The organism is Candidatus Dependentiae bacterium (assembly GCA_013821315.1).
Lineage (GTDB): Bacteria > Babelota > Babeliae > Babelales > Babelaceae > JACDHA01.
The window spans coordinates 1-20,847 of the sequence record JACDHA010000018.1; the positions used below are offsets into that span (position 1 = coordinate 1).

Genomic DNA, 20,847 nt, shown 5'->3' on the forward strand with positions numbered 1-20,847 from the left:
ATAAAGTGGATAAATTCTTGAGCTACTTCCTCAGGTCCACTATATGAACAACTAGCAACAATACGATAGCAATTTTGCTTTTTTACCTCGGCTTCTAAGTAATTTGCCCAATTAATATTATCTTGAACGAGTTGGTCACCCCAGCCACGTGCTTGTAATCTAGATTTGATTATCACATCAGAAACCTTGATAAAACCAAAACAAAGAGGTAAAGCAGGCTTCACCGTAGAACATATAACTTCTGCTGGCACTACAACACCACAGATAATGGTAGATTTATTGATTTGGCTATTTTGGAATGCTTTTATTAACCAATAATCGGTTGTTTTTTGTCGCCACTGCTGGTCAGAATTAATAGGAACACCTTTTTCATCAAAATCATACACTTCAAAGAGATCTTTGGGCAATTTTAATTTTAAGTGGTGAACAAGCGTTGTCTTTCCTGCACTACTTGTTCCAGTAATTATAATAACTTTTGTCTTTCTATTCATAGTTAGTCCTACTTACATCCTAGTTTAAGTAAAAAATAAGTACTATACGTTAATCTGCCAAACGGGCAAGGCCTTTTCTCTTACTTCGATTAAAGCAGTAGACAAATAACAGAAGTGAACTAATTGCGTACGGAATACTTAGGGCGTAGCCCTTAATTAAATAAGCTGTTGGATCTTGCTGATGCATGACATATCCTCGCATACCTTCAAAAACAGAGCTCATGGGCAAATAACTGCTCAAAGCTTGTCCCCACTTAGGCAATACCGCTACTGGGTAATAAGCGCCACTAAAGGGCATCAAAAACCACGCTATGACAAAGCCAAGCTCAGCGCCACGCTTTCCAAGAGTAACAAGTATAGATAAGCAGATAAAAGCCAGCCACATGCTAGAGAAAAAGATAGGCGGCAAAAAAAGCAAGTAATTCAAAATAATAGACCACAGAGATACGTTATACAAAAGCGCTATAAACAACATGCATGTGCTTGTGGTAATAGTCATCATAATTATAGTAAATACTACACTAGCAGCTATCCACTCACCTATGCGTAAAGGCAAAGAAAATAAGTTTATTACGTTATTTGACCAAAGCTCTTCAGCAAATGTTACACACATAATATTGCAACCCCGACCGATTATTTGCCATAAAAGAATGCCTAGCAGCGCAGCGACTTCGTAATTATCAAACTGACCCCCACGCGCTTGCTGGATCCATGATCCTAAAAAACCCCAAATAAGTATATCAAGAACGGGCCAATAAAGGCTACCTAAAAGAAAATTAGGATCTCGTCGCCACATACGTGTATGACGAAGAACCACTGCCCATAACGATGCACCTGAAATCATAAGCTTGTTTCCTGTTTTGCCATGCTTAAAAAGTAATCTTCAAGTGTCGGCTTATCAATTGAAATATGTGAATAAATAATCTTATGCTCACCAAAATAAGCAAGCACCTGAGCAATGACATGCTCATCAAGTTCAATCGATAGTTGATTATCTTTTGCACTAAATGGTAGCTGTGCATTCTGTAGATATTCACGCGCACGATTAAGGCCACTAGAAATAATCAAATGAAGGTGAATTTTTGAAATTGATTGTGCAAGCTCAGTTGGAGTATTGTTTGCGATAATAGAGCCTTTTTTGAGCACTAATACCCGATCACAAAGCTCGGTTACTTCGCTCATATTGTGCGACGTTATTAATATCGAAGTACCACGTTCTGCGCGTTGAGCCAAAATAAATTGACGCACTTCACGAGCAATATCAGGGTCAAGCGAAGCTGTTGGTTCATCAAGCAACACTACCTGAGGATCAGCAATAAATGCTTTTGCAAGCATCACACGTGTTGCTTGACCAGCTGAAAGAGTTCCCGTCTGACGGTCACGCATTGGCCACATATCAAAAGTCTTGAGCAACTTTTCGATCTGCTGCGAGCGATAAGGCTCAGCAATGCCATAAATACGCCCAACGACATCAAGATTTTCAGCCACGGTTAGTCGGGCAGGAAGTTTATCATACCCACTAGCATAACCAACCTTCTTGAGTGCTGCAATACGAAATAGCCTAAAGTCCGTACCGAAATAGCTCATTGAGCCAGAGCTGGGTGTTAAAGTACCCAAGAGCATTTGAATAGTTGTTGTCTTACCTGCACCGTTTGAGCCTAGAAAACCTAAGATCTCACCCGCTTTAAGGTCAAAAGAGATGTTATTGACAGCTGTGTAGAGTTGTGGCTTTTTAAACGGCCATAAACCAGAAACAAATATTTTAGTAAGATTATCTACTTTAAGGACTGACATAGAAGTTACTTTCAGTTTCGGCTTAGCTTAGGAGTATTGAAAAGTGGCAGATTTCCTCATTTCCTAACAAAGAACTCTATTAAAGAAATGTACAATATGCTCATTAATCATTGTCATTGTTTTATAGGATTCAGCTGCGTTCCATGAACGCAATGGCCACTTTATAAATATTTCATCCCCAAAGTCGCCATGAGCTGCCTCAGGGATAACCACAAAAGAACAGCTCGTTACAGAGCACAATTTCTGTATATGTTCATTACTCTTCTCTTCGCGCTCAAAATAGCGATCACGCGACAACTCTTTTCTTTTTAAATATTCTGGTGTCGGCTCAGTTACTTCCAGACTCTTTGAACCGAACATCAATAACAATGGCTTATTAATAGGTTCTTGTCCAATGACTTGGTCATACCAACCGTCTAGGTCAATTGCTGCTTTACACCGCGTATCAGTGCGGCAGAATTCAATTGATGCAGTCCCTCCTGCTGAATGGCCCATTGCAGCAATTTGTCCAAGATTCATACGGTGGTACAAGATGCTCTTTGTATCTTGATTGAGCTTTGTAAGTTCATCAAGCAGAAACTTCATATCTGCCTTGTATACGTCAATTGCTTTAGTTTGAAATTCTTTTTGTTCTTTTTGAGACATTTTATTAAATTGTTCACTCAATGGAAGTGAAGACACCACTCGGCCATCTGCAAAGAATGTTAATGCATTCAAGTATGGATGATCAATAACTGCCACTATATACCCATGACTTGCAAGATTCTCTAAAATTACCAATGAAGTATCGCTAGGTAAACCAAGGAGCCCATGTGAAAATAGTACAACCGGATAAGATTCTTGCTCATGTGCTAGGGGTGCATTGATATACGAATTAGTGCTCATACCATGGAAGAGCAATTTCGCCATAAATTCAGGTACATGATAATAGGATGCCACAACTTTTTGGTAATAGGGCATTTTTGCACCAAGATAAGGATATTTTTCAAAACCTTCAGTCGTATTGGCTGGATAGAAAAATCTGACAACCAAAGCTCGTTTATCTTCAGGATTTTCTGCAAAAGTTTCTTTACGTGTCTGATCAGTAAATTCCACAACCTTAGTGCCAACAGAAAATATACCGGTTGGCTTAGAAAACTGTTTAAAAACAGGTGAAATATACCAAAGTAAGCCAAAAATAAAAGCTATACTAATAAACGTAACTGATTTAAACATTAAATCCCTATCCTTATTGACTGCTGTGTAGAGCTGCGGCGTTTTAAATGGCCATAAACCAGAAACAAATGTTTTAGTAAGATTATCTACTTTAAGGACTGACATAAAATTACTTTCGATCTTAAAAGGCAAAGCTCATAAGCAAATAAGCTCTAAGCATCTAGCCTTACTTAAGACTTTCTAGTTTAAGAACTTGATTAAGAGTTATTCTATTAAGTTCTGTTGAGTTTATAAAAATATAGAAAACCAAGGAAATGATACTATCAAAAAAATAACTAAATTCTTATTTTATTAGTGCTATCATGAAAAATAGTATATCAGTGAATTTATTTAGCGACAAATTATTAGCTTCGTAAAAATAGTACCTCTATATTTAGACAAAAAAAATAGTTGAAGACCTTGTTATGTTATTTCTCTCTTTATATTTGCTATGGTTGCACTAAAAACCTAGCAAAATATACTCTTTTAACCGCATTTCACTTATTATTAATAGATACATCGTTATTAATATTTAAACTCTAGGCAATATATATTAAAATATGGTATTATTAAATCTAATACATAAGAAGCTCTCATGAAAACAAAAAATGTTACTTTTTCTATTCCTATAAATCTTATTAATACACTTCACTCACGAGTAAACAAAAGGGAATTAAGCCGCTTTGTAGTAAAGGCTTTACAGAAAGCCCTTGAGGAGGAAGCTATAACCCTCAAAGCAGCTTATAGTGATGCCAACAATGATGCTGATAGATTAGAAGCTCTAGAAGATTGGCAAAATTTAGATAGTGAAAGTTGGCAATGAGTAATTACTCACCTAAAAGAGGTGATATATACTGGGTAAAATTAGATCCTACTTTGGGATCAGAGATACAAAAACAAGACCTGCATTGATTGTTTCTAATGACTTAGCAAACGAAATAAGCAATCGAGTTATCGTTGCCCCCATTACTTCTTCAGTAAAAAACGTATATCCCTTTGAAGTAGGTATAGAATTATTTAATCCATGTAAGATTCTATTAGATCAAGTTAGATCTCTCGATAAGATACGTTTAGGAACAAAAATAACTACTTTAAATTTAGAAACTATGCATAGCGTCGATAAAGCTCTGAAAATAGCACTTGCTCTCGTTTAATTTTTGCATTATTAGGTATATTAAAATTTAAAGACTTTCGAAACTTTACATTGACTTGAATTTGGGATATTAAAAAAATTAGAAATCTTATGCAAAATCTTATCTCTTTCTATAAACAGCGTCTTAACCTTCAAGATGCTACGTTTCAACTTATTGATCACGTTGATGCTACTGTTGCGATTGTTTTTAAAGTAAGCTTGCCTACAGGTATCCAATTCATTTTAAAAATATGCACTCGACCTAAAGATTTCGCAAATGAAGTATATTTCTTGAACTATTTTTCCACTATATTACCGGTACCTCGTATTATAAAAGTTGTGCAGACTGAAGCAACTACTAATGGTGCTATTTTGATGGAATGTCTGCCAGGAACAATACTTAAGTCTAAAGACCTTTCAGTATCTTTAGCTTATGAAATCGGTTCATTGCTCGTGCGCGTCCATCTTAACCGAATGACTGGTTATGGAGACTTATCCCAGTTAGACAATTTAAGCCCTGATCCACGTATTAACTTTTCTCTTAAATTTGAAGAAGCACTAACCGAATGCAGAGATCATCTACCGAGTAGTATTATTGAACAATGTCGCCATTATTTTGATACACACCTTGATCTTTTGCCTACAGTTGATGGTCCGTGCATTACTCATCGTGATTTTCGACCCGGCAATATAATAGTTTTTGATGGCAAACTTCAAGGAATCATTGATTGGTCAGCAGCGCGATCAAGCTTTGCGGAAGAAGATTTTTGTTTTCTTGAGCATGGAGATTGGCCTATGAGCTCTATCAATAAACAATCATTTTTCGAGGGATACGCAAGTATTCGCCCCATTCCTGATTATACTGCAATAATGCCACTCTTACGTATAAATAGAGCAATTGCTGTAATTGGCTTTACTATTAAACAAGGAACATGGCAAAATAAGCTTTCCAGCGTGTATCAATTCCATCCGCAATTTCTTGAAACATTTTTTAATACATTGTGATAAAGTTGTGCTAAATATTACGCCGTAAGAAGTGCAAAAAAGATTCAAAGATTTACAAAATAAGCAATTTTTGCTATACTGAAAGAGAATTATATCTTTTAAACCTCTAAATTTTCAAAAAATTAGCGAGGATCGTATGAAAGTTTCTTATCCTATCCTGTAAATAAGTTATTAAGGCGCTATCAATCGCGACATAACTTTATCTTATTATCAAATCAACTACATTCTATGTGGCATTAGTGTGCTACTTAAAAACATAGGACACATTTATGATGTGTAATCAGGGCACAAGCCTACTTATATGCTTTCTTCTAAGCGTACCGGCTAAGTGTGCTTACATAGATCAAAACGAATTTAGTTTTTACAATTTTGAAAGAAATACAATGAGTGATAAGAAACAGTTTTCATACGATGAAAAAGAAGTAACCTATGAAAACAAGTCTGCAGGAATTACATTAGCAGGAACTTTTACAGCACCCTCATCAGCCGAAAAACATCCAGCCGTGTTACTTGTTTCGGGTATGGGTGCAATGGATCGCGATGGCACTTTTTATGGCCATAAGCCTATGCTTATGGTAGCTGACTATTTAACGAAGCATGGAATTTGTGTACTGCGATTCGATAAACGCGGTGTAGGCAAATCAACAGGGACATTTGATCTTAACGTTACCAGTAATGATCTAGCCAATGATGTGCTCGCAGGTATTGAATATTTAAAAACATGTCCTGAAGTTAACACTAAGCAGATTGGTTTAATTGGGTTTAGTGAAGGTGGCTTTATTTCATCAATGGTAGCCTCCCGCTCAAAAGATGTTTCTTTTATTGCTTTAATGTCAGGTGCTGTAGCAAATGACATAGAGTCAATGGTCGAACAGAGTGCAACTCAACTACGCTTTGATGGAGCATCTCCTGATATTATAGAAAAAGATGGAGCGATCAGAAAACAGGTTCTTGAAATCGTAACTTCTCAAACAGATGCGCTTAAAGCCGAAAAGCAATTGCGTGAACTGCTTGATGGGTATTGGAATCAATTAACAGAGCAACAAAAAAGCGAAGCTAATACATTGCTTTTTGCTTTTTCTAAACCTAAGTTTGACGCTCAAATCAGCACCTATAATTCACCTTGGTATCGCTTTTATTTGGGATATACTACTACTAATGCATTAAGCAATATTTCTGTACCTGTCTTGGCTATTAATGGAGAGTTTGACTTTATGCCACCACGTCTCATTTTTCCAATTATTCGTAATGCTATGAATAAAGCAGATAATAAAGACCATACTCTTCTTGAATTGCCAAACTTAAACCATGCTATGAAAACGTGCAAAACTGGTTCAATTGCAGAATATGCAACCCTTGAAGAAGCCATTTCTCCAAGAGTACTGCAAGCTGTTACTGATTGGATCATCAAGCGTACAATTACTGCAAACTAATTTTTTTACAATCATAGCTAAAGTCTCTAGAATTTAACTAGGGCATTAGCTCTTTATTGAGTATTTTGTTTGTTTTTTACCTAGAGCCTATCTGTTTGTTCTTGCCTATTTAAATTAAAACTTTATTCTATCAAAGACAAGATTCAATTACAGCAAATTAATATGAACTCACTAGAATTTTACAACGTTACTGTTACTTATTGGCTATACTACTGAATAACTTCCTTAATAAGCCATTCATACAGATTTCTTTTTTTCATATCAAACTTGACTCCTACAAGAACTATTTCTTTGTTATTCATTAAATATTTTTGGTGATAATTCTTTTCTTCTATTTGTTGCAAAGCTTCTTGAGCTGAACCTTGCACCTTAAATTCAAAAATAAAAATATGCGTTAAGGTTTCTATGGTCATATCTATTCTACCAATATTTGTCATTACTTCGACATTAACAGACAAGTTTAAAACTTTAGCAAGTATAAACAGTATAGTTTGATAGTATTTCTCTAAATGAGGTATTTGTATGCCTGAGGGAATATCAGCAAAGAAGGTTTGTAATAATCTACAGAAAAGATCAACGTTATTGTGCTCAAGTGACTTTTTTAACTTTACAGAAAATTCATTAATTGTACTTAAATCAACACGAGAAAATAGCTTTAGCAGATGCTTAAGAAAAGAAGACTCTACTTCAAAATTGGGAAACCCCAGTTTGTAGTTTTCAGTTTCTGAATTATAGCTTTTAATCGTGAGATACCCTGTTTGAAAAAGAAGAGTAGCTATAGGTATATCTTCAATCTCAATTGTACCTAATTCATTGAAGCCCAGTTCAATAAAATCTAATTGAGTTACGGAAAATTGCTTATTTTTTATAAGATTTAAAAGAAATGAAGGGGTACCTGTTTCAAACCAATAGTTTAGAAACCTTCCACTACCTAAAAACAAAAGAACAGAGTATGGATTATATATTTTATGTTGTTGTTCTTCGCTAAACTGATAGCCATTATACCAGTGCTTTAATTCGCTTAAAATTTCCACACTTGTTTTCTTTTTTTGTACAGCAATCTTTTTTATATAGAAGTTAAAATAAGTTGATACTTCTTCAAAAGTATATCCTAAAAGAGTATCTGCTTGAGGATATAAAGTAATATCCTCTAAATTATTCAAACCAGAAAATATTGAAGTTTTTGAAAACTTGCTTACTCCTGTAATAAAAACAAAATGTATATGCGCATCTAAATCTTTTATAACACCAAAAAAGTCCCGTAATATATTTCTACACTCAAGCGCAACGTCACTTTTTGCTATATTATTAATTATAGGATAATCATATTCATCTACCAAAATTACTATTTTATTAATTTTTGCAAGTTGCTCTACAAGACTTGTAAATTTTGTCTGCAAAGAAGGTGCTTGATTTACGTCAATACTATAACTGCGTGCAATCTCTTCAATTTTCCACACAAGATCATTATACAACGCTTGACCACTTGTTGTAGCAAGAGCCGATAAATTTAGTTGTATTACTGTATAGGTACACCAGTCATAATCACTTTGCTCTATCCATAATCCTTTAAAAAGCTCTTTATTTCCTGAAAAAAGCTCTTTGAGCGTTGATATAAGCAGTGACTTGCCAAAACGACGAGGACGAGAAAGAAAATAATAAGAACCCTGACTGATAATATCATAAATTTGTTTAGTTTTATCTACGTAAATATAGTTGCCTCTAATCTTTTGAAAAGATTGAATACCTTTAGGCAATAACTTTATAGCACCCGTCATGCGATTCCTTAAGTTTCTTAATAATAAAACTCTAATAAGTCTTATGCTACAGCATCTTATTCAATATTATAAGTATACCGTTATCAGCATGTGAACTGTAGATAATATATTAAAGTATGACATTATTAAATGTGCTTTAGGAAATTAAGCCAAGGTGTAGTACAAGCTTTACAAAAGGATCTTGAAATTCATGTCGACAATAATGCTGATAGATTAAAAGTTTTAGAAGAATGGCAAAATTTAGATAGTGAATAGTGGTGTGCCCGGTTGGATTCGAACCAACGACCTACGGATTAGAAATCCGTTGCTCTATCCAGCTGAGCTACGGGCACGAAACACAAGACATTCGGATTGAATGGTATCTAATAGTATATACTACTATTTGATTTTCTCAAGTATTCTCTACATTATACCTAAAAATTATTATAATTTAGATACTTGTACGTTTTGTATGAAAGGTGTAGCAAGAGCTTTATCAATTCGCTGTGTAATAATTAATAGCTGTTCATGCTTTTCTTTATGCTGTGGCTTTAATCCTTCTAATAAAAGCTGCCCTGAAAGAGCAATCGGAAATACTGATAGAACACCCGATGTTATTATAAGAGCTATAGCCGAATCATAAGACATATGGTTTTGTAGTTTTTTTATATGTTTATTTAACATATAAGTACCGGCTAATCCAGCAATTCCTATACCAGCACTTGCCAGTCCGCAATAGATATCAGTCATATCATGTTTTTGATCTAAACGATCTAGGTGATAACGATGCTTATTAGCTATTTCATGCTTAATACCCTCGAGTACTTTCTGCACATCAAGGGCATTAAGAACTGCTAAAGCTGAAGCATGTCGTAGATTTTCATCAATAGCAGGTTCTTTTAACGTTAAACACTGATTATACAATTTTCCAGAAAAATCAGAAATTAAACTTTGCGTTGTATATTCCTTGAATGTGTACGGTGTTATAATAACATAAAAATTGCCTGTACCTTCTTTTCTAAATTGAGTATGCTTAAACGGTTTTTTAGCATATATTTTACATTCACCATTACATTTAATAGTGCCATTGAAATCAAAACTATCACATTGAATAGTTATTTTATCGCTGCTAATAGTTCCATTACCCCCAATAGTACCTACGTTTATACAGGCAGAGTTCCAAGCAAGTAACGTGCCATTATTAGTATAGTTATTGGCGTTAATTTCAGCATTAACTGAAGCAGTATAGCCATAATTGCTAATCATGCCATACAGAGGCTGAAAAGCAAATAATCCAACGAGTGCACTGCAAAAAAAGCTTTTAGTTATTTTATAGAGTATATTTTTCATAATTTATGCCGGAATAAAGAGTTGTTTAAATTCTAACGTTATATGACGCAACTCAACTAATTGCGTATCACTAATATCACCTGAATGAAAGATTGCTTTATATAAGTCTGGGTAAATAGACTTAATATAGCTTATAAACTGCAAAGAAAAACTACGTACAAGCTTAATGTCTAGATCATCTAAAAAGTTATCTCGTAGCAACATAAGCAGCAAAGCCTCATCGACAAACGAATAGTTCATAAACTGTTTTTGTTTAAGAATTTCGTAAGCAACGGCACCACGCTTTAATCTTTTTTGAGATATAGGGTCTAACTCTGTACCAAATTGAGAAAAACCAAGTAGTTCTTGATATTGGGCAAGTTCTAAACGGAGCGCTCTGCTCATTTTTTTAACTGCTTTAGTTTGAGCAGCACCACCTACACGTGATATAGAAAGCTCAACGTTTATTGCTGGCCTTACACCACTATTAAACAACTTTGTATCTAAAAATATTTGTCCATCAGTAATAGATATTAAGTTTGTAGGAATATAGCCTGTTATGTCGTCACCTTGCACCTGCACAATAGGGAGTGCAGTAAGCGATCCACCAACAGCTAACTTACCCGCGCGCTCAAGCAAACGTGAGTGCAAGTAAAAAACGTCCCCGGGATAAGCTTCACGTCCTGGAGCACGACGCATAAGTAATGACATTTCTCGGTAAGCAATAGCATGATTACTTAGATCATCATAAATAATTAAAACGTCTTGCTTTTGATCTCTAAAGTATTCACCTATAGTACATGCAACGTAAGGTGCTAAGTATCTGTCTAAAGCAGTTTCACTAGCATCAGCACCTATTATAACACAATATGAAAGAGCACCTTTGTCTTCAAGCAGACGTACAATACGAGCTAAATTTGCTTGTCGTTGCCCTATAGAAACATAAATACAGATAACGTTTTTATCTTTTTGGTTGAGCATAATATCAAGAGCAATAGAAGTTTTACCGGTACTTCTATTACCAATAATAAGCTCACGTTGCCCTTTACCAATAGGCACTAAAGCATCAAGTGCCAGTAGCCCCGTCTCGAGTGGCTCATTAATAGGACTACGCTCTATAATGCCCGGTATAGTTACCTCTATAGGCCTATACTCTTGCGCTACAATATCCCCTAGGGCATCTAACGGTTGACCTACTGCGCTTATCACACGGCCAAGCAAACCAGTACCTACAGGAGTTTTAAATACACCACCAGTACGACGAGCAATTTCAAGCTCTGCTACTTGTGTATGAGATTGCAATAAAAAAACTGATACAGAATCTTCATCAAGATTCATTATAATACCGCGGTTGCCACCATCAAATTCTATGAGCTCTCCGTAGACAGCACGTGTTAGTCCATGAATTTTACAAAAAGTGTCACCTACCTGAACAACAAATCCAATTTCATTAAGATTTTGCTCAGGCATATTTGAGAGTGATTTTTCAAAAAGCGAAATAAGATCCGTGCTCTTTATTTCCATAGCTTTATTCCTTAACGCATATGACTGAGTGCTCGTAATTGCTTACGTATTGAATGTTCCCACTCGAAAGTAGGGCTTATAAGCCTAATGCCTGCTATAAGAGTTTTATCAATACGCGCTGAAAGCGTTATGTTTTTACCTGTTTGAGATGCTAAAAATTTTTTTAGTTCGTTGATCTGCTTTGGAGCTAGTTCATGAGAACTTTCTGCTTTAAAAGACAGCATATTCCTTTGTTCATGAGCAAGTTGTACAATAAAGTTAAATACTTCTGGAATTAAAAATAACCGTTTATGAGATAGCAAAAGTTCAATCAGTTTTTCGCCTAGGCTCTCAAGCTTAAATTGCTGTAATACTTTAAGTAAAGATTCCTTTTTTATAGCATCACCAACAAGAGCAAGCTGAAGATAAAATAAAGCTGTTTTCCGTTGTTCTATAAAAGCTACAAAGTGTTCAATCTGAGCCATTACTTCCAGTGTCAACGTATGATCAAGTACATTTAAAAAGGCGTGAGCATATTTTTTAGCTAGTACACGTTGCATTATATCCATAAGTTACTTCTTTTCAATACGTGAAAGTGTCTGCTGAATATAGTTATGAGCAAGCTTTTCATCGGCAAAATAAACAATCAATTCTTGCTTAAGTCTTTTTTCGACACAACCAGTAAGAGTATGCTTTGTTTTTTGCAAACTATACTGCTCTGATTGGTGTTTGCGCCGTTGATTGGTAATTTCCCTAATAGCTTGTGATTGGACTTCTTTTTGTCTAAGCTGGTCTGCCACAACTTCGTTCCATTGATCTATTTTTTTAGATAAAGCTACACACTGTTGTTCCTGATCATGCACCTCTTGCTCAAGAAGCGTTTGAGAGACAAAAAGCTCGCTACGATCAACAGCTAAATCATGTTTATATTTTTCACCAGCTTTAATCTGGCTTACCACTAAGGGTAATCCATAGCGCTTAAATGCATATACTATAAGCGCTATGATTATACCAAAATTGATAAATTTAAATATAAGGCTAATCATGCAATACTTTTACCTTAAGTGCCTTTACAACTTCCTGGCAAACAGTGTCTAACTGATTTTTATCTAACTGTTCGGTTTCTTCAATGCTCACAGAAAGCTCCAAACGTGTAGGAACTTGCTCTAGTAAGGGCTTGTTTTCATTGAAGTATTGTTGACATCGCTGCCAACTTTCGCGCTTATGCTCCTGTTTAGTTATCAACAAAGCCTGTTGAGCAAGAATCTCATCTAGAAGAGTGGCTGTTACCGCTTTTTCTTTTTCAATAAGACGTAATGCTGGTTTAAGCACCAGACGAGAAACTATACCATACGCTATAAAAAAATGGAAAGCCTGCAATACAAGCGTTAAGTTAACCGTCATAACACAGTATTATACTGCAAATATTAATATAACAGCAATTAACAACGCATAGATAGCTGACGTTTCAATAAAAGCCATAGCAACGATCATTAACGTTCTTATACGACCAGAACTTTCAGGATATTTACCAATATTTTCACATGCTTTTGAACCAATAAGCCCTTGGCCAAGCGCAGGTCCAATTGTTCCTATACCCATAACAAAAGCTGCACCAATATAAGCTGCAATCTTTAGAGTACTAACATCTGCTACCATGATAAGCCTTTCGCAATTATGCTTTATTTTATGTACTTTTATGTACTATATGCTCTTCTCTCTATTTTACTCTTAAGATACGCTTTATTACAACAGCCTAGATCAAACTTATATACTAATATGATTTTGCATACTTGTTGTTAGTGGTATAGCATACTCTTGGTCTAAAAACTGTGCAATTTTTATCATATGCTCTTTTTGAACACGCGGGTTATTTTCAAACTCTTCATTACATTCTAGTATCAACACCGGTACTTGCTTTAAATTAGCTGCTATACCCTGTTTGCCAACCAACCATGACTCATGTTTAGCATGGAGTAGCGTTAAATAATCAAGAGAAACAGCCTGCTCTTCTGATCTATTTCTTTTTTGTAATCGTTTAAAACATACCTCTGGATCAGTTTGTAAATAAATAAAACCGCTTGGTTGCGCAGTATACTTATCTACAAGCCAAGAAAACCACTCTTGATAGAGCTGCCATTCAAGTTGAGTTATAAGACCCATTTCAAAACAGTTATAAGCAAAACAGTATCTATCAGAATAAACTGAACGCTCAAGCACTTGAAATGGTTCATGAGCTTTAAGAGCTGCCTCCTGTTGTGCCATAATACGTGTTATAAAAGCATAGGTCTGAAAAGTATAGGCCCATCTTTTAGGATCTGCATAAAAAAGCTCAAGAAGATTCTCACCACCTACATTTTGCCACTTTTCATGAGGCTCATACACTATTTGAGCAGTAAGATACTGATGTATTATTTTTAAAAAAGTAGACTTGCCCGCTCCAATATTACCTTCAATTACAAAATGCTTTACTGTTTTTTGAGCATGCATAACACTTTACCTCGGCTATTAAATATGCTTATTGTATCTATTTAATTATCTTAATCTTAACTGAGAGAAAAATCGAATTTTTTGAAAAAATTTATCAAATAAAGGGCATAATCACGTAGATTTTGTCATTAAAAAAAAACTTGCTAGACTGAGAGCGATTTACTTTGTCTTAGATTGAACATAATTTTTTAAAAACTTTTACGTTAGTACCACTTATGAATACAGTATATTATACCCGCTTCTTATATTTTTGTATGGCAGTATTATTAATTTCACCGCTTAAAATACACACTTTTTTTGACAATTTGGACGGTGACGATCTTTCATTGTTTGAACCGAGCATCGATGGCAACTCCCAAGACGTCTCTGGAGGTATATCAGGTGATCTTTCTGACGATAATTCTGGCGATAATTCAGGAGATCCATTTGCAGGTTCTAATGACAACGAAATAACACCCACTCAATCATTGGTAGCAGAATGTATATCAGATATAGCTATTCTTAGTCTTATTGCTCCACGCAACGATCCAACTATCTTACCTATCATTAACGTTCCTGCATTACTTAAAGAAGATATTTACTTACGAACAAACCCTTTTGTCACGCGAAGCCTTCTTGATTTACCAAGTTTACAACCACTGCTTTTTGAAAGTTGTGATTGGTCGTTTAGCGCACAAGCTTTTTACAACCAAACAAGTCGTGCTTATTTTAGCTGCTGTAGCCCTTTTATTCAAAGTTATATTGATCTAACCAATCAAAATATAATAAACGAAATAGAAACAGCTTTATCAAACGAGCTTGTACAAGAACAAGTGCCCTCGCAACTACAAGGCAATATTCCTCTTGTGCTTGGGTTATTTAGCACCGTTAAACTGCAACAACGACGTGCTGGGCTTATGCTCGGGCTACGTAAAGAATTTGGTAAATTTAATCTAAGCGCCAGTGTGCCTTTTTATTATCTTGAAAACAACTTTTTCTTAACAGATGAAGAACAAGAACGCATTGGTAATAACCCCTTTTTTAGGAATGAACAATCAGCTCCCGTTAACAGCGACGAAGATCGAGTAGAGCAGTATTTTATGCAACATCTTTTAGCTGATAGGGTTGGCTTTGGCGATACACGTGTAAGAGCCTTAGCAAATATCTACGAAAAGCCAAACACTGCTGTTTGGTTAGGACTTGAACTTACCTTACCTACAGCTACACATTTCAATCGGGGTGTTATAGGAGGTACTTTTAATTCTACTCCTGAGCAACCTAAATTTAATATAAAACGTTTATTTAGCTTAACACCTCTTTGCCCTCGAGAATCTGCAGCACAAGAGCGAGCATCAGCCGTTCTATCAAGTACTGTTCAAGAATTTTTTATTCAAGCACTTGATAGGTTATCAACTATTTTGCTTAATACACCGCTAGGAAACTCGCATCATAGAGGCTTTGGACCACGTTTAGATGTTAAACATTATTTTAATAATTATGTGAGCGCTCATACAATGCTTGCATTTGAATATTTCAATAAAAGAAGAGAAGCACGCTTTTATAAAGTACGAAAAGATGCAGCTGACTTTAATCGTGACTACGAAGATGAAGCATTAGCTTCATCAAACATAGAATTTCTAAATGCTCAAATTATTAATACATTTTTCCCTCGTAGTTACGTTACTACTATACGTCCTGGATCTCTCACTAAATTCAGACAAAACATTAGATACGACAGCAAACATTGGCAAGGTACTCTTGGCTTTGATTATTGGCGCTTAGGTAAAGAAAAACGGGGACATATAGCATCAACGTTAGTTAAACCAAAATCTGCTAGACCAGCGGCTAGTCAAGGAAAAGTATTTGGTTCATTTGGCTATTTCGGTTCAGCATTCTGTCAACGTATAGCATGGAACTTTTTACTTACAGGCGAGGTAACTGCATTTAACAAAAAAGGTATTGGAACTGATTTTACCGTTGGCGCCTCTATTGGCGTGGATTTTTAAACATATATCATGTATACTAAAAAAGGAACTACTATGAAATTGTTATCTACTTGTATTGTATTAAGCACTGTAATTGCTTGTTCTAAAGTACAAGCATTCGAATCACTAGAACTAGGCAGCACGAAAGCATTTACGTATAGCCCCGTTACTTTAAAAGCCGAATCACTTGCTCTTTTAGACGGCATACCAGGCCTTATTGATGAACATAAAATTCATGATATTATTTATATAGGTAGAGCAATTACACAGATACAAGCAGGTAGCTCTAATAAGTCAGGGAAGTATAGCTATAATGGTAAATTATACACACTGCATCAATTAGTAGCTTTAGAAAAAGAAAATAAAAATCAGCTTAAAGGCATGGTACCTGTTGTTATTGCTGATTTTGAAAAGGTTACTTCGCCTTTTTTAGCAAAAGCACAAGGCACTAAGCATTTTATGATTAAGCTTATTGCTGAATGGTGCAGTAAAGCTGGTCGCTCAACAAGTGGCCTTCTAGAATGGGCTCATTTAAATAGCGGAAGTGAAAAGGAAGTGTTCCATCGCAGTATTAAAACACTACAGGACCTTGATACTTTTTGTGATGACTTACTCCATTTTTTAAAAGATTTAGTGCGTAGTTGCCCTAAAGCACGTGATCGCTACGATCGCTGGAGAGCACAGCACAAATCACCCATAGAACAACCACAACTACAGTAAAGAACCTATGCAAGAGCTTGAAACACTATCTGGAACAGTTGATCGATTTCTTTTTCAAAATACAGAAAACGGTTACTCTGTCTTTATTGTTCAAGCTCTTTCTTCTCGAGCTACCATTACCGTAACAGGGTGCGTCCCTCATTTACACAGTGGCCAAGAAGTACAATTAAAAGGCAACTGGATATTCCATCCAAAATTTGGCAAACAATTTGAAGCTAAATATTGTGTAACACAATTACCTACTACCCTTGTTGGACTTAAAAAGTACTTAAGCTCTGGCCTTATTAAAGGCATAGGTAAAGTATACGCTGATAAGCTTGTTAACCACTTTGGCGCCGATATTATTGCTATAATAGAAAAAAACCCGCAACGACTGCAAGAAGTTGAAGGCATGGGCGCTAAGCGTGTAGAGCTACTTACAGCTACCTGGCATGAGCAAAAAGATATTGCTAATTTAATGATCTTTCTGCAAGAAAAAGATATTTCTCCGTCCCTGGCTGCGCGTATTTATAAAAAATATAAACATGAAGCAGTTGCTTTACTTCATGAAAATCCCTATAGACTAGCTGATGATATTTGGGGTATTGGTTTTAAAACAGCTGACGAAGTAGCTCAAAAACTTGGCTTTAATACTCATGCACCACAACGTATTGCTGCTGGTATTGTATACGTTATAACTATGGCCAGTCAGTCAGGCCATTTATATGTAGAACTTGAAGATTTAAAAACTAAAACGATTGCTCTGTTGGCTCTTGAGCATAATGCCCTTGAGCTTATTAAAAACGGCTTACATACGTTGTATAATAATAAAAAGATAAAATTACTCTCTCATGAAGAAAAGCATTTTATTACCCTTGCTCATTTTTATGCCAGTGAACAAGGTGTAGCGCAACGTATTTTAGGCTTAATTGAAAGACCTGCTAACACTACTATTAATACTGCAAGAGTGTATAATCACTTACGAGCTCCTGCGGCTGACTCTATCGCCCTTAATGAAGATCAACAACGCGCAATTCTTAGTTGTCTTACCAATAAAATTACTGTTATTACCGGAGGCCCTGGCACTGGTAAAACAACAGTCATTAAAACATTACTACAAATACTTGAACTTGAGCGCATAAACTATAAACTGGCTGCTCCTACAGGACGTGCTGCCAAACGCATTATAGAAAGCACCGGCAAAATAGCGCTTACTATTCACCGCCTACTAGAATTTGACGTAGGTACTATGAGCTTTTCTCATAACGAAAATAAAGCCCTTAAGCTCGATTTTTTAATTATTGATGAAGCATCTATGCTTGACATATTTCTTGCTCACGCAGTACTTAAAGCATTACCTTATACGGCCCATTTAGTGTTGATTGGTGACGTTGATCAGTTGCCTTCTGTGGGACCTGGCAATGTTCTTAATGATATACTACGTAGTGAAAAAGTATCGTATGTACGTTTAACACAAATTTTTAGACAAGCTCAAAATAGCTTAATTATTACCAACGCTCATCGCATTAATAATGGTGAAATGCCTGTGTCATTTCAAGAGGACAGTAAACGGGACTTTGTCTTTTTAAAAGAAGAAAATCCTGAATCTATGACTGATATTTTAAAACGTTTATTGTTTATAGAACTACCTAAAAAAGGGATCTCTCCTGAAGATGCCATGATTCTTTCACCTATGAATCGAGGTATAGTTGGTACCTTTAATTTAAATCATATATTGCAAGGCATGCTCAATCCACATGCAACACATGAGCAGATCAATCATGCAGGCACTTTGTTTAAACATAAAGATAAAGTTATGCAAATTCGTAATAACTACGATAAACATGTCTATAACGGCGATATTGGGGTAATAGAAGAGATAAATCTTGAAGATAAGTTATTAACGGTCAACTTTGGTGACAATCGTGTGGTACTCTATGAATTTGATGAACTGAATGAGCTTGTACTTGCTTATGCTATTTCTATTCATAAAAGCCAGGGGTCAGAATATCGTGCCATTATTGTACCATTATTTATGCAACATTTTATGCTTTTACAGCGCAATTTAGTCTACACTGCTCTTACACGTGCTCGCAACCTGTGTGTTTTTGTTGGGCAACCAAAAGCTTTAGCTATGGCAATACGTAACACCAAAGGCTCAGAACGGATTACTTTTTTGAAAAAGTTTTTAATTGAACCAGAAGACTCCAGCACCGCTCCAGCTGCATAGACAAACTGCTAAATTTGTTTTATAATTAAAGTAATTTACATGCTAATAGAATAAGCAATCGGCTCAATTAAACCTATAAGTAGCTCTATGATACAATCAATAAAATACACAGTAAGCCTAGCAGCAATCGCTTGTTTGTTAGTATCTTCCTTATCTGGCTGGTCATTTTTTAATTTTGGATCATCGCAAGATACCAAACCAGATACACAACAGGAACAACCTAAGCAGCGCCTCGTTACGTTAATGATCAACCCAGCAGGAGATGCCAATACATCAGGAAGATCATTTGACGAAACTTTTGAAAGAGCACTTACTCTACGCTGCGCTCAAGAACTTAAAACAAATTTAGAAGCTACTCATAACGTACGCGTTCTCCTGACACGCTTTCCCGGAGAAACAGTCGATCCACTCCAAAATGCTTCATTTGCCAATAGAATGCAGGTAAATCTGTATCTGAGTTTACATTTTTATAAAGCAAAAGAGTCACATCACCCGCTGTTTTTCTATTATTATTCCTCTAATCCTACAGCAGATTTACCGGTAAAACGCTCAAAAGAGCTGGTATTTTATCCCTATAATCAAGCATATAAAATGTATCTAAAAGAAAGCAAAGAGTATGCCCAAGAGCTTTACACATTTTTAAAACAAGATGAAAAAGAATACCACCTTGTTTGCTATCCCCCTTTGGGTATTGCCTGTAAACCACTTATAGGTATTTTAGCTCCCGCTTTAATGTGTGAAATAGGTATAGATAAAAAAGAAGACGTAAAACAGTGCATACTAGCACTCAACAGTGCTTTAGGTACTCTTATTAATCGTATTGAAAAAAACTTATGAAGAAAATATATTATTATATAGCATCTCTAGGCGCTTTAGGAGCAGGTTTACTGTTATACGCTTTTTATAATGAGCTTATACTCGTTAAAATACCAAGCAAGAAAGTTGCCGCCAGTGTATCAGATATTAACGTTAAAAAAAGAAACTTTCATTTAATCTATTGGCATGCAAATAAATGGGTAACCGAAGACAAAGAACTTATTAGCTCAGACACTCTCAGCAAAACGCTTACCAATGTGCTTACCAGTTGGCTTAATTTACTTGAAGAAGAGCATATTATTCAAAAGAAAGCTGTAGTGCAATCAGTAATGCTTGATGCCACCCAAACTGAAGCTTATATTTCTTTTGATCGCAGTTTTCTACCCAAAGAATTTTCTACCTACAGAAAATTATTACTTATAGAAGGTCTTCTGAAAACCCTACGTGACAATAGCTTACCTATTACTGTATGCTACTTTTTAGTAAATCATCAACCAATGCATGATCAACACCTTGATTTCTCTCAAGGATGGCCGAGCACTGGGTTTCTTGAAAAAACAAATTTTTAATTAAAAACACCTAATTGTTGCATTTTCTATTTGATTTTTAATATAATAAAATTAAATGTGAAATTATCTGTATGCAATAAAAGGAGAAACTATAATGAACAGACCAAGACAAGAAGAATCAAAATACGAAACCAACGGTATGGCAAAAGATGCCGATACCACTACGTCTTCATCACGTAAATCAAATGTAGGTACTTCAGGCTTAACTCAATCAGAGCTACAAGGGTTTCTTCTTTTTGGAGCAGGAGCTGCTTTAATAGTTGCACCTTGGCTTTTTCCTACCCTCGTGCGTTGGGCAGTAGCACTAACTGCAGTAGGCCTTATATTTGTTGGTAGTAGAAAAGCTCATCTTATAGAAAGAGCACAAGAGCTGTTTCAAAATATGAGAAATAAATAACTACTAAACAAGTTATTCTAAAAATTATTACGAGGGCTGTAAAA

Annotated in this window: 21 protein-coding genes, 1 tRNA gene and 1 pseudogene; 10 read left to right on the top strand and 13 right to left on the bottom strand. The window is 35.6% G+C overall.

Annotated elements, in window-relative coordinates:
- From H0X48_04800 to H0X48_04815, 4 genes are all read right to left on the bottom strand, one after another.
- Positions 1 to 491, bottom strand: a 491-nt coding sequence (locus H0X48_04800) for a hypothetical protein (GenBank protein ID MBA3954609.1), incomplete at its 3' end; no start/stop codon positions are given.
- Between the two features lie 49 nt (positions 492 to 540).
- On the bottom strand, positions 541 to 1,335 hold the full coding sequence (locus H0X48_04805) for an ABC transporter permease (GenBank protein ID MBA3954610.1): 795 nt from the start codon (positions 1,333 to 1,335) through the stop codon (positions 541 to 543).
- Positions 1,332 to 2,285: an ABC transporter ATP-binding protein gene (locus H0X48_04810; GenBank protein ID MBA3954611.1), complete on the bottom strand. Its 954-nt coding sequence runs from the start codon at positions 2,283 to 2,285 to the stop codon at positions 1,332 to 1,334. The genes H0X48_04805 and H0X48_04810 overlap by 4 nt, the downstream gene beginning before the upstream one ends.
- 63 nt (positions 2,286 to 2,348) lie before the next feature.
- Entirely contained in the window at positions 2,349 to 3,605 is a 1,257-nt protein-coding gene (locus H0X48_04815) for a hypothetical protein (GenBank protein ID MBA3954612.1), read from the bottom strand.
- Positions 3,606 to 4,074: 469 nt separating this feature from the next.
- Here H0X48_04815 and H0X48_04820 point away from each other — a divergent pair, with 469 nt between their 5' ends.
- The 4 genes and pseudogenes from H0X48_04820 to H0X48_04835 all read left to right on the top strand — a co-directional run bounded on the left by H0X48_04820 (position 4,075) and on the right by H0X48_04835 (position 7,049).
- Positions 4,075 to 4,302: a hypothetical protein gene (locus H0X48_04820; GenBank protein MBA3954613.1), complete on the top strand. Its 228-nt coding sequence runs from the start codon at positions 4,075 to 4,077 to the stop codon at positions 4,300 to 4,302.
- A pseudogene (locus tag H0X48_04825) lies at positions 4,299 to 4,633 on the top strand (type II toxin-antitoxin system PemK/MazF family toxin). The gene H0X48_04820 and the pseudogene H0X48_04825 overlap by 4 nt, the downstream one beginning before the upstream one ends.
- Before the next feature lie 89 nt (positions 4,634 to 4,722).
- Entirely contained in the window at positions 4,723 to 5,616 is an 894-nt protein-coding gene (locus H0X48_04830; GenBank protein MBA3954614.1) for an aminoglycoside phosphotransferase family protein, read from the top strand.
- 383 nt (positions 5,617 to 5,999) lie between these two features.
- On the top strand, positions 6,000 to 7,049 hold the full coding sequence (locus H0X48_04835; GenBank protein MBA3954615.1) for an alpha/beta fold hydrolase: 1,050 nt from the start codon (positions 6,000 to 6,002) through the stop codon (positions 7,047 to 7,049).
- A gap of 209 nt (positions 7,050 to 7,258) precedes the next feature.
- On the opposite strand, the gene H0X48_04840 is transcribed toward H0X48_04835, so the two are convergent.
- From H0X48_04840 to H0X48_04880, 9 genes are all read right to left on the bottom strand, one after another.
- Positions 7,259 to 8,827: an ATP-binding protein gene (locus H0X48_04840; protein MBA3954616.1), complete on the bottom strand. Its 1,569-nt coding sequence runs from the start codon at positions 8,825 to 8,827 to the stop codon at positions 7,259 to 7,261.
- A gap of 255 nt (positions 8,828 to 9,082) precedes the next feature.
- A tRNA-Arg gene (locus H0X48_04845) sits at positions 9,083 to 9,159 on the bottom strand.
- Positions 9,160 to 9,250: 91 nt separating this feature from the next.
- Positions 9,251 to 10,156, bottom strand: a complete 906-nt coding sequence (locus H0X48_04850) for a hypothetical protein (protein MBA3954617.1) — start codon at positions 10,154 to 10,156, stop codon at positions 9,251 to 9,253.
- A gap of 3 nt (positions 10,157 to 10,159) precedes the next feature.
- Positions 10,160 to 11,659, bottom strand: coding sequence for a F0F1 ATP synthase subunit alpha (locus H0X48_04855; protein ID MBA3954618.1), 1,500 nt, complete (start codon positions 11,657 to 11,659; stop codon positions 10,160 to 10,162).
- A gap of 11 nt (positions 11,660 to 11,670) precedes the next feature.
- Positions 11,671 to 12,207 carry an ATP synthase F1 subunit delta gene (atpH, locus tag H0X48_04860; GenBank protein MBA3954619.1) on the bottom strand — a complete coding sequence of 179 codons (537 nt, stop codon included), beginning with the start codon at positions 12,205 to 12,207 and terminating at the stop codon, positions 11,671 to 11,673.
- Positions 12,208 to 12,210: 3 nt separating this feature from the next.
- Positions 12,211 to 12,684 (bottom strand): hypothetical protein, encoded by a 474-nt coding sequence (locus H0X48_04865; GenBank protein ID MBA3954620.1) that lies wholly within the window; start codon positions 12,682 to 12,684, stop codon positions 12,211 to 12,213.
- The gene (locus H0X48_04870; protein MBA3954621.1) at positions 12,677 to 13,042 is read right to left on the bottom strand and encodes a hypothetical protein; all 366 of its coding nucleotides are present in this window, start codon (positions 13,040 to 13,042) and stop codon (positions 12,677 to 12,679) included. The genes H0X48_04865 and H0X48_04870 overlap by 8 nt, the downstream gene beginning before the upstream one ends.
- Positions 13,043 to 13,051: 9 nt before the next feature.
- The gene (gene atpE / locus H0X48_04875; GenBank protein ID MBA3954622.1) at positions 13,052 to 13,297 is read right to left on the bottom strand and encodes an ATP synthase F0 subunit C; all 246 of its coding nucleotides are present in this window, start codon (positions 13,295 to 13,297) and stop codon (positions 13,052 to 13,054) included.
- A gap of 108 nt (positions 13,298 to 13,405) precedes the next feature.
- Positions 13,406 to 14,128, bottom strand: coding sequence for a deoxynucleoside kinase (locus H0X48_04880; GenBank protein MBA3954623.1), 723 nt, complete (start codon positions 14,126 to 14,128; stop codon positions 13,406 to 13,408).
- A 215-nt stretch (positions 14,129 to 14,343) separates the two neighbouring features.
- Here H0X48_04880 and H0X48_04885 point away from each other — a divergent pair, with 215 nt between their 5' ends.
- From H0X48_04885 to H0X48_04910, 6 genes are all read left to right on the top strand, one after another.
- Positions 14,344 to 16,113 (top strand): hypothetical protein, encoded by a 1,770-nt coding sequence (locus H0X48_04885; protein ID MBA3954624.1) that lies wholly within the window; start codon positions 14,344 to 14,346, stop codon positions 16,111 to 16,113.
- A 33-nt stretch (positions 16,114 to 16,146) separates the two neighbouring features.
- Positions 16,147 to 16,812 (top strand): hypothetical protein, encoded by a 666-nt coding sequence (locus H0X48_04890; GenBank protein ID MBA3954625.1) that lies wholly within the window; start codon positions 16,147 to 16,149, stop codon positions 16,810 to 16,812.
- 7 nt (positions 16,813 to 16,819) lie between these two features.
- On the top strand, positions 16,820 to 19,021 hold the full coding sequence (locus H0X48_04895; GenBank protein ID MBA3954626.1) for an ATP-dependent RecD-like DNA helicase: 2,202 nt from the start codon (positions 16,820 to 16,822) through the stop codon (positions 19,019 to 19,021).
- An 87-nt stretch (positions 19,022 to 19,108) separates the two neighbouring features.
- Positions 19,109 to 19,858: an N-acetylmuramoyl-L-alanine amidase gene (locus H0X48_04900; GenBank protein ID MBA3954627.1), complete on the top strand. Its 750-nt coding sequence runs from the start codon at positions 19,109 to 19,111 to the stop codon at positions 19,856 to 19,858.
- On the top strand, positions 19,855 to 20,406 hold the full coding sequence (locus H0X48_04905) for a hypothetical protein (GenBank protein MBA3954628.1): 552 nt from the start codon (positions 19,855 to 19,857) through the stop codon (positions 20,404 to 20,406). The genes H0X48_04900 and H0X48_04905 overlap by 4 nt, the downstream gene beginning before the upstream one ends.
- 94 nt (positions 20,407 to 20,500) lie before the next feature.
- Positions 20,501 to 20,803, top strand: coding sequence for a hypothetical protein (locus H0X48_04910; protein ID MBA3954629.1), 303 nt, complete (start codon positions 20,501 to 20,503; stop codon positions 20,801 to 20,803).
- The last annotated feature ends 44 nt before the right edge of the window (positions 20,804 to 20,847 follow it).

Bases quoted from the DNA above. Each gene is read 5' to 3' on its own strand.
- H0X48_04805 (MBA3954610.1), bottom strand. From the start codon at position 1,335: ATGATTTCAGGTGCATCGTTATGGGCAGTGGTTCTTCGTCATACACGT.
- H0X48_04810 (MBA3954611.1), bottom strand. From the start codon at position 2,285: ATGTCAGTCCTTAAAGTAGATAATCTTACTAAAATATTTGTTTCTGGT.
- H0X48_04815 (MBA3954612.1), bottom strand. From the start codon at position 3,605: ATGTCAGTCCTTAAAGTAGATAATCTTACTAAAACATTTGTTTCTGGT.
- H0X48_04820 (MBA3954613.1), top strand. From the start codon at position 4,075: ATGAAAACAAAAAATGTTACTTTTTCTATTCCTATAAATCTTATTAAT.
- H0X48_04830 (MBA3954614.1), top strand. From the start codon at position 4,723: ATGCAAAATCTTATCTCTTTCTATAAACAGCGTCTTAACCTTCAAGAT.
- H0X48_04835 (MBA3954615.1), top strand. From the start codon at position 6,000: ATGAGTGATAAGAAACAGTTTTCATACGATGAAAAAGAAGTAACCTAT.
- H0X48_04840 (MBA3954616.1), bottom strand. From the start codon at position 8,827: ATGACGGGTGCTATAAAGTTATTGCCTAAAGGTATTCAATCTTTTCAA.
- H0X48_04850 (MBA3954617.1), bottom strand. From the start codon at position 10,156: ATGAAAAATATACTCTATAAAATAACTAAAAGCTTTTTTTGCAGTGCA.
- H0X48_04855 (MBA3954618.1), bottom strand. From the start codon at position 11,659: ATGGAAATAAAGAGCACGGATCTTATTTCGCTTTTTGAAAAATCACTC.
- atpH (MBA3954619.1), bottom strand. From the start codon at position 12,207: ATGGATATAATGCAACGTGTACTAGCTAAAAAATATGCTCACGCCTTT.
- H0X48_04865 (MBA3954620.1), bottom strand. From the start codon at position 12,684: ATGATTAGCCTTATATTTAAATTTATCAATTTTGGTATAATCATAGCG.
- H0X48_04870 (MBA3954621.1), bottom strand. From the start codon at position 13,042: ATGACGGTTAACTTAACGCTTGTATTGCAGGCTTTCCATTTTTTTATA.
- atpE (MBA3954622.1), bottom strand. From the start codon at position 13,297: ATGGTAGCAGATGTTAGTACTCTAAAGATTGCAGCTTATATTGGTGCA.
- H0X48_04880 (MBA3954623.1), bottom strand. From the start codon at position 14,128: ATGCATGCTCAAAAAACAGTAAAGCATTTTGTAATTGAAGGTAATATT.
- H0X48_04885 (MBA3954624.1), top strand. From the start codon at position 14,344: ATGAATACAGTATATTATACCCGCTTCTTATATTTTTGTATGGCAGTA.
- H0X48_04890 (MBA3954625.1), top strand. From the start codon at position 16,147: ATGAAATTGTTATCTACTTGTATTGTATTAAGCACTGTAATTGCTTGT.
- H0X48_04895 (MBA3954626.1), top strand. From the start codon at position 16,820: ATGCAAGAGCTTGAAACACTATCTGGAACAGTTGATCGATTTCTTTTT.
- H0X48_04900 (MBA3954627.1), top strand. From the start codon at position 19,109: ATGATACAATCAATAAAATACACAGTAAGCCTAGCAGCAATCGCTTGT.
- H0X48_04905 (MBA3954628.1), top strand. From the start codon at position 19,855: ATGAAGAAAATATATTATTATATAGCATCTCTAGGCGCTTTAGGAGCA.
- H0X48_04910 (MBA3954629.1), top strand. From the start codon at position 20,501: ATGAACAGACCAAGACAAGAAGAATCAAAATACGAAACCAACGGTATG.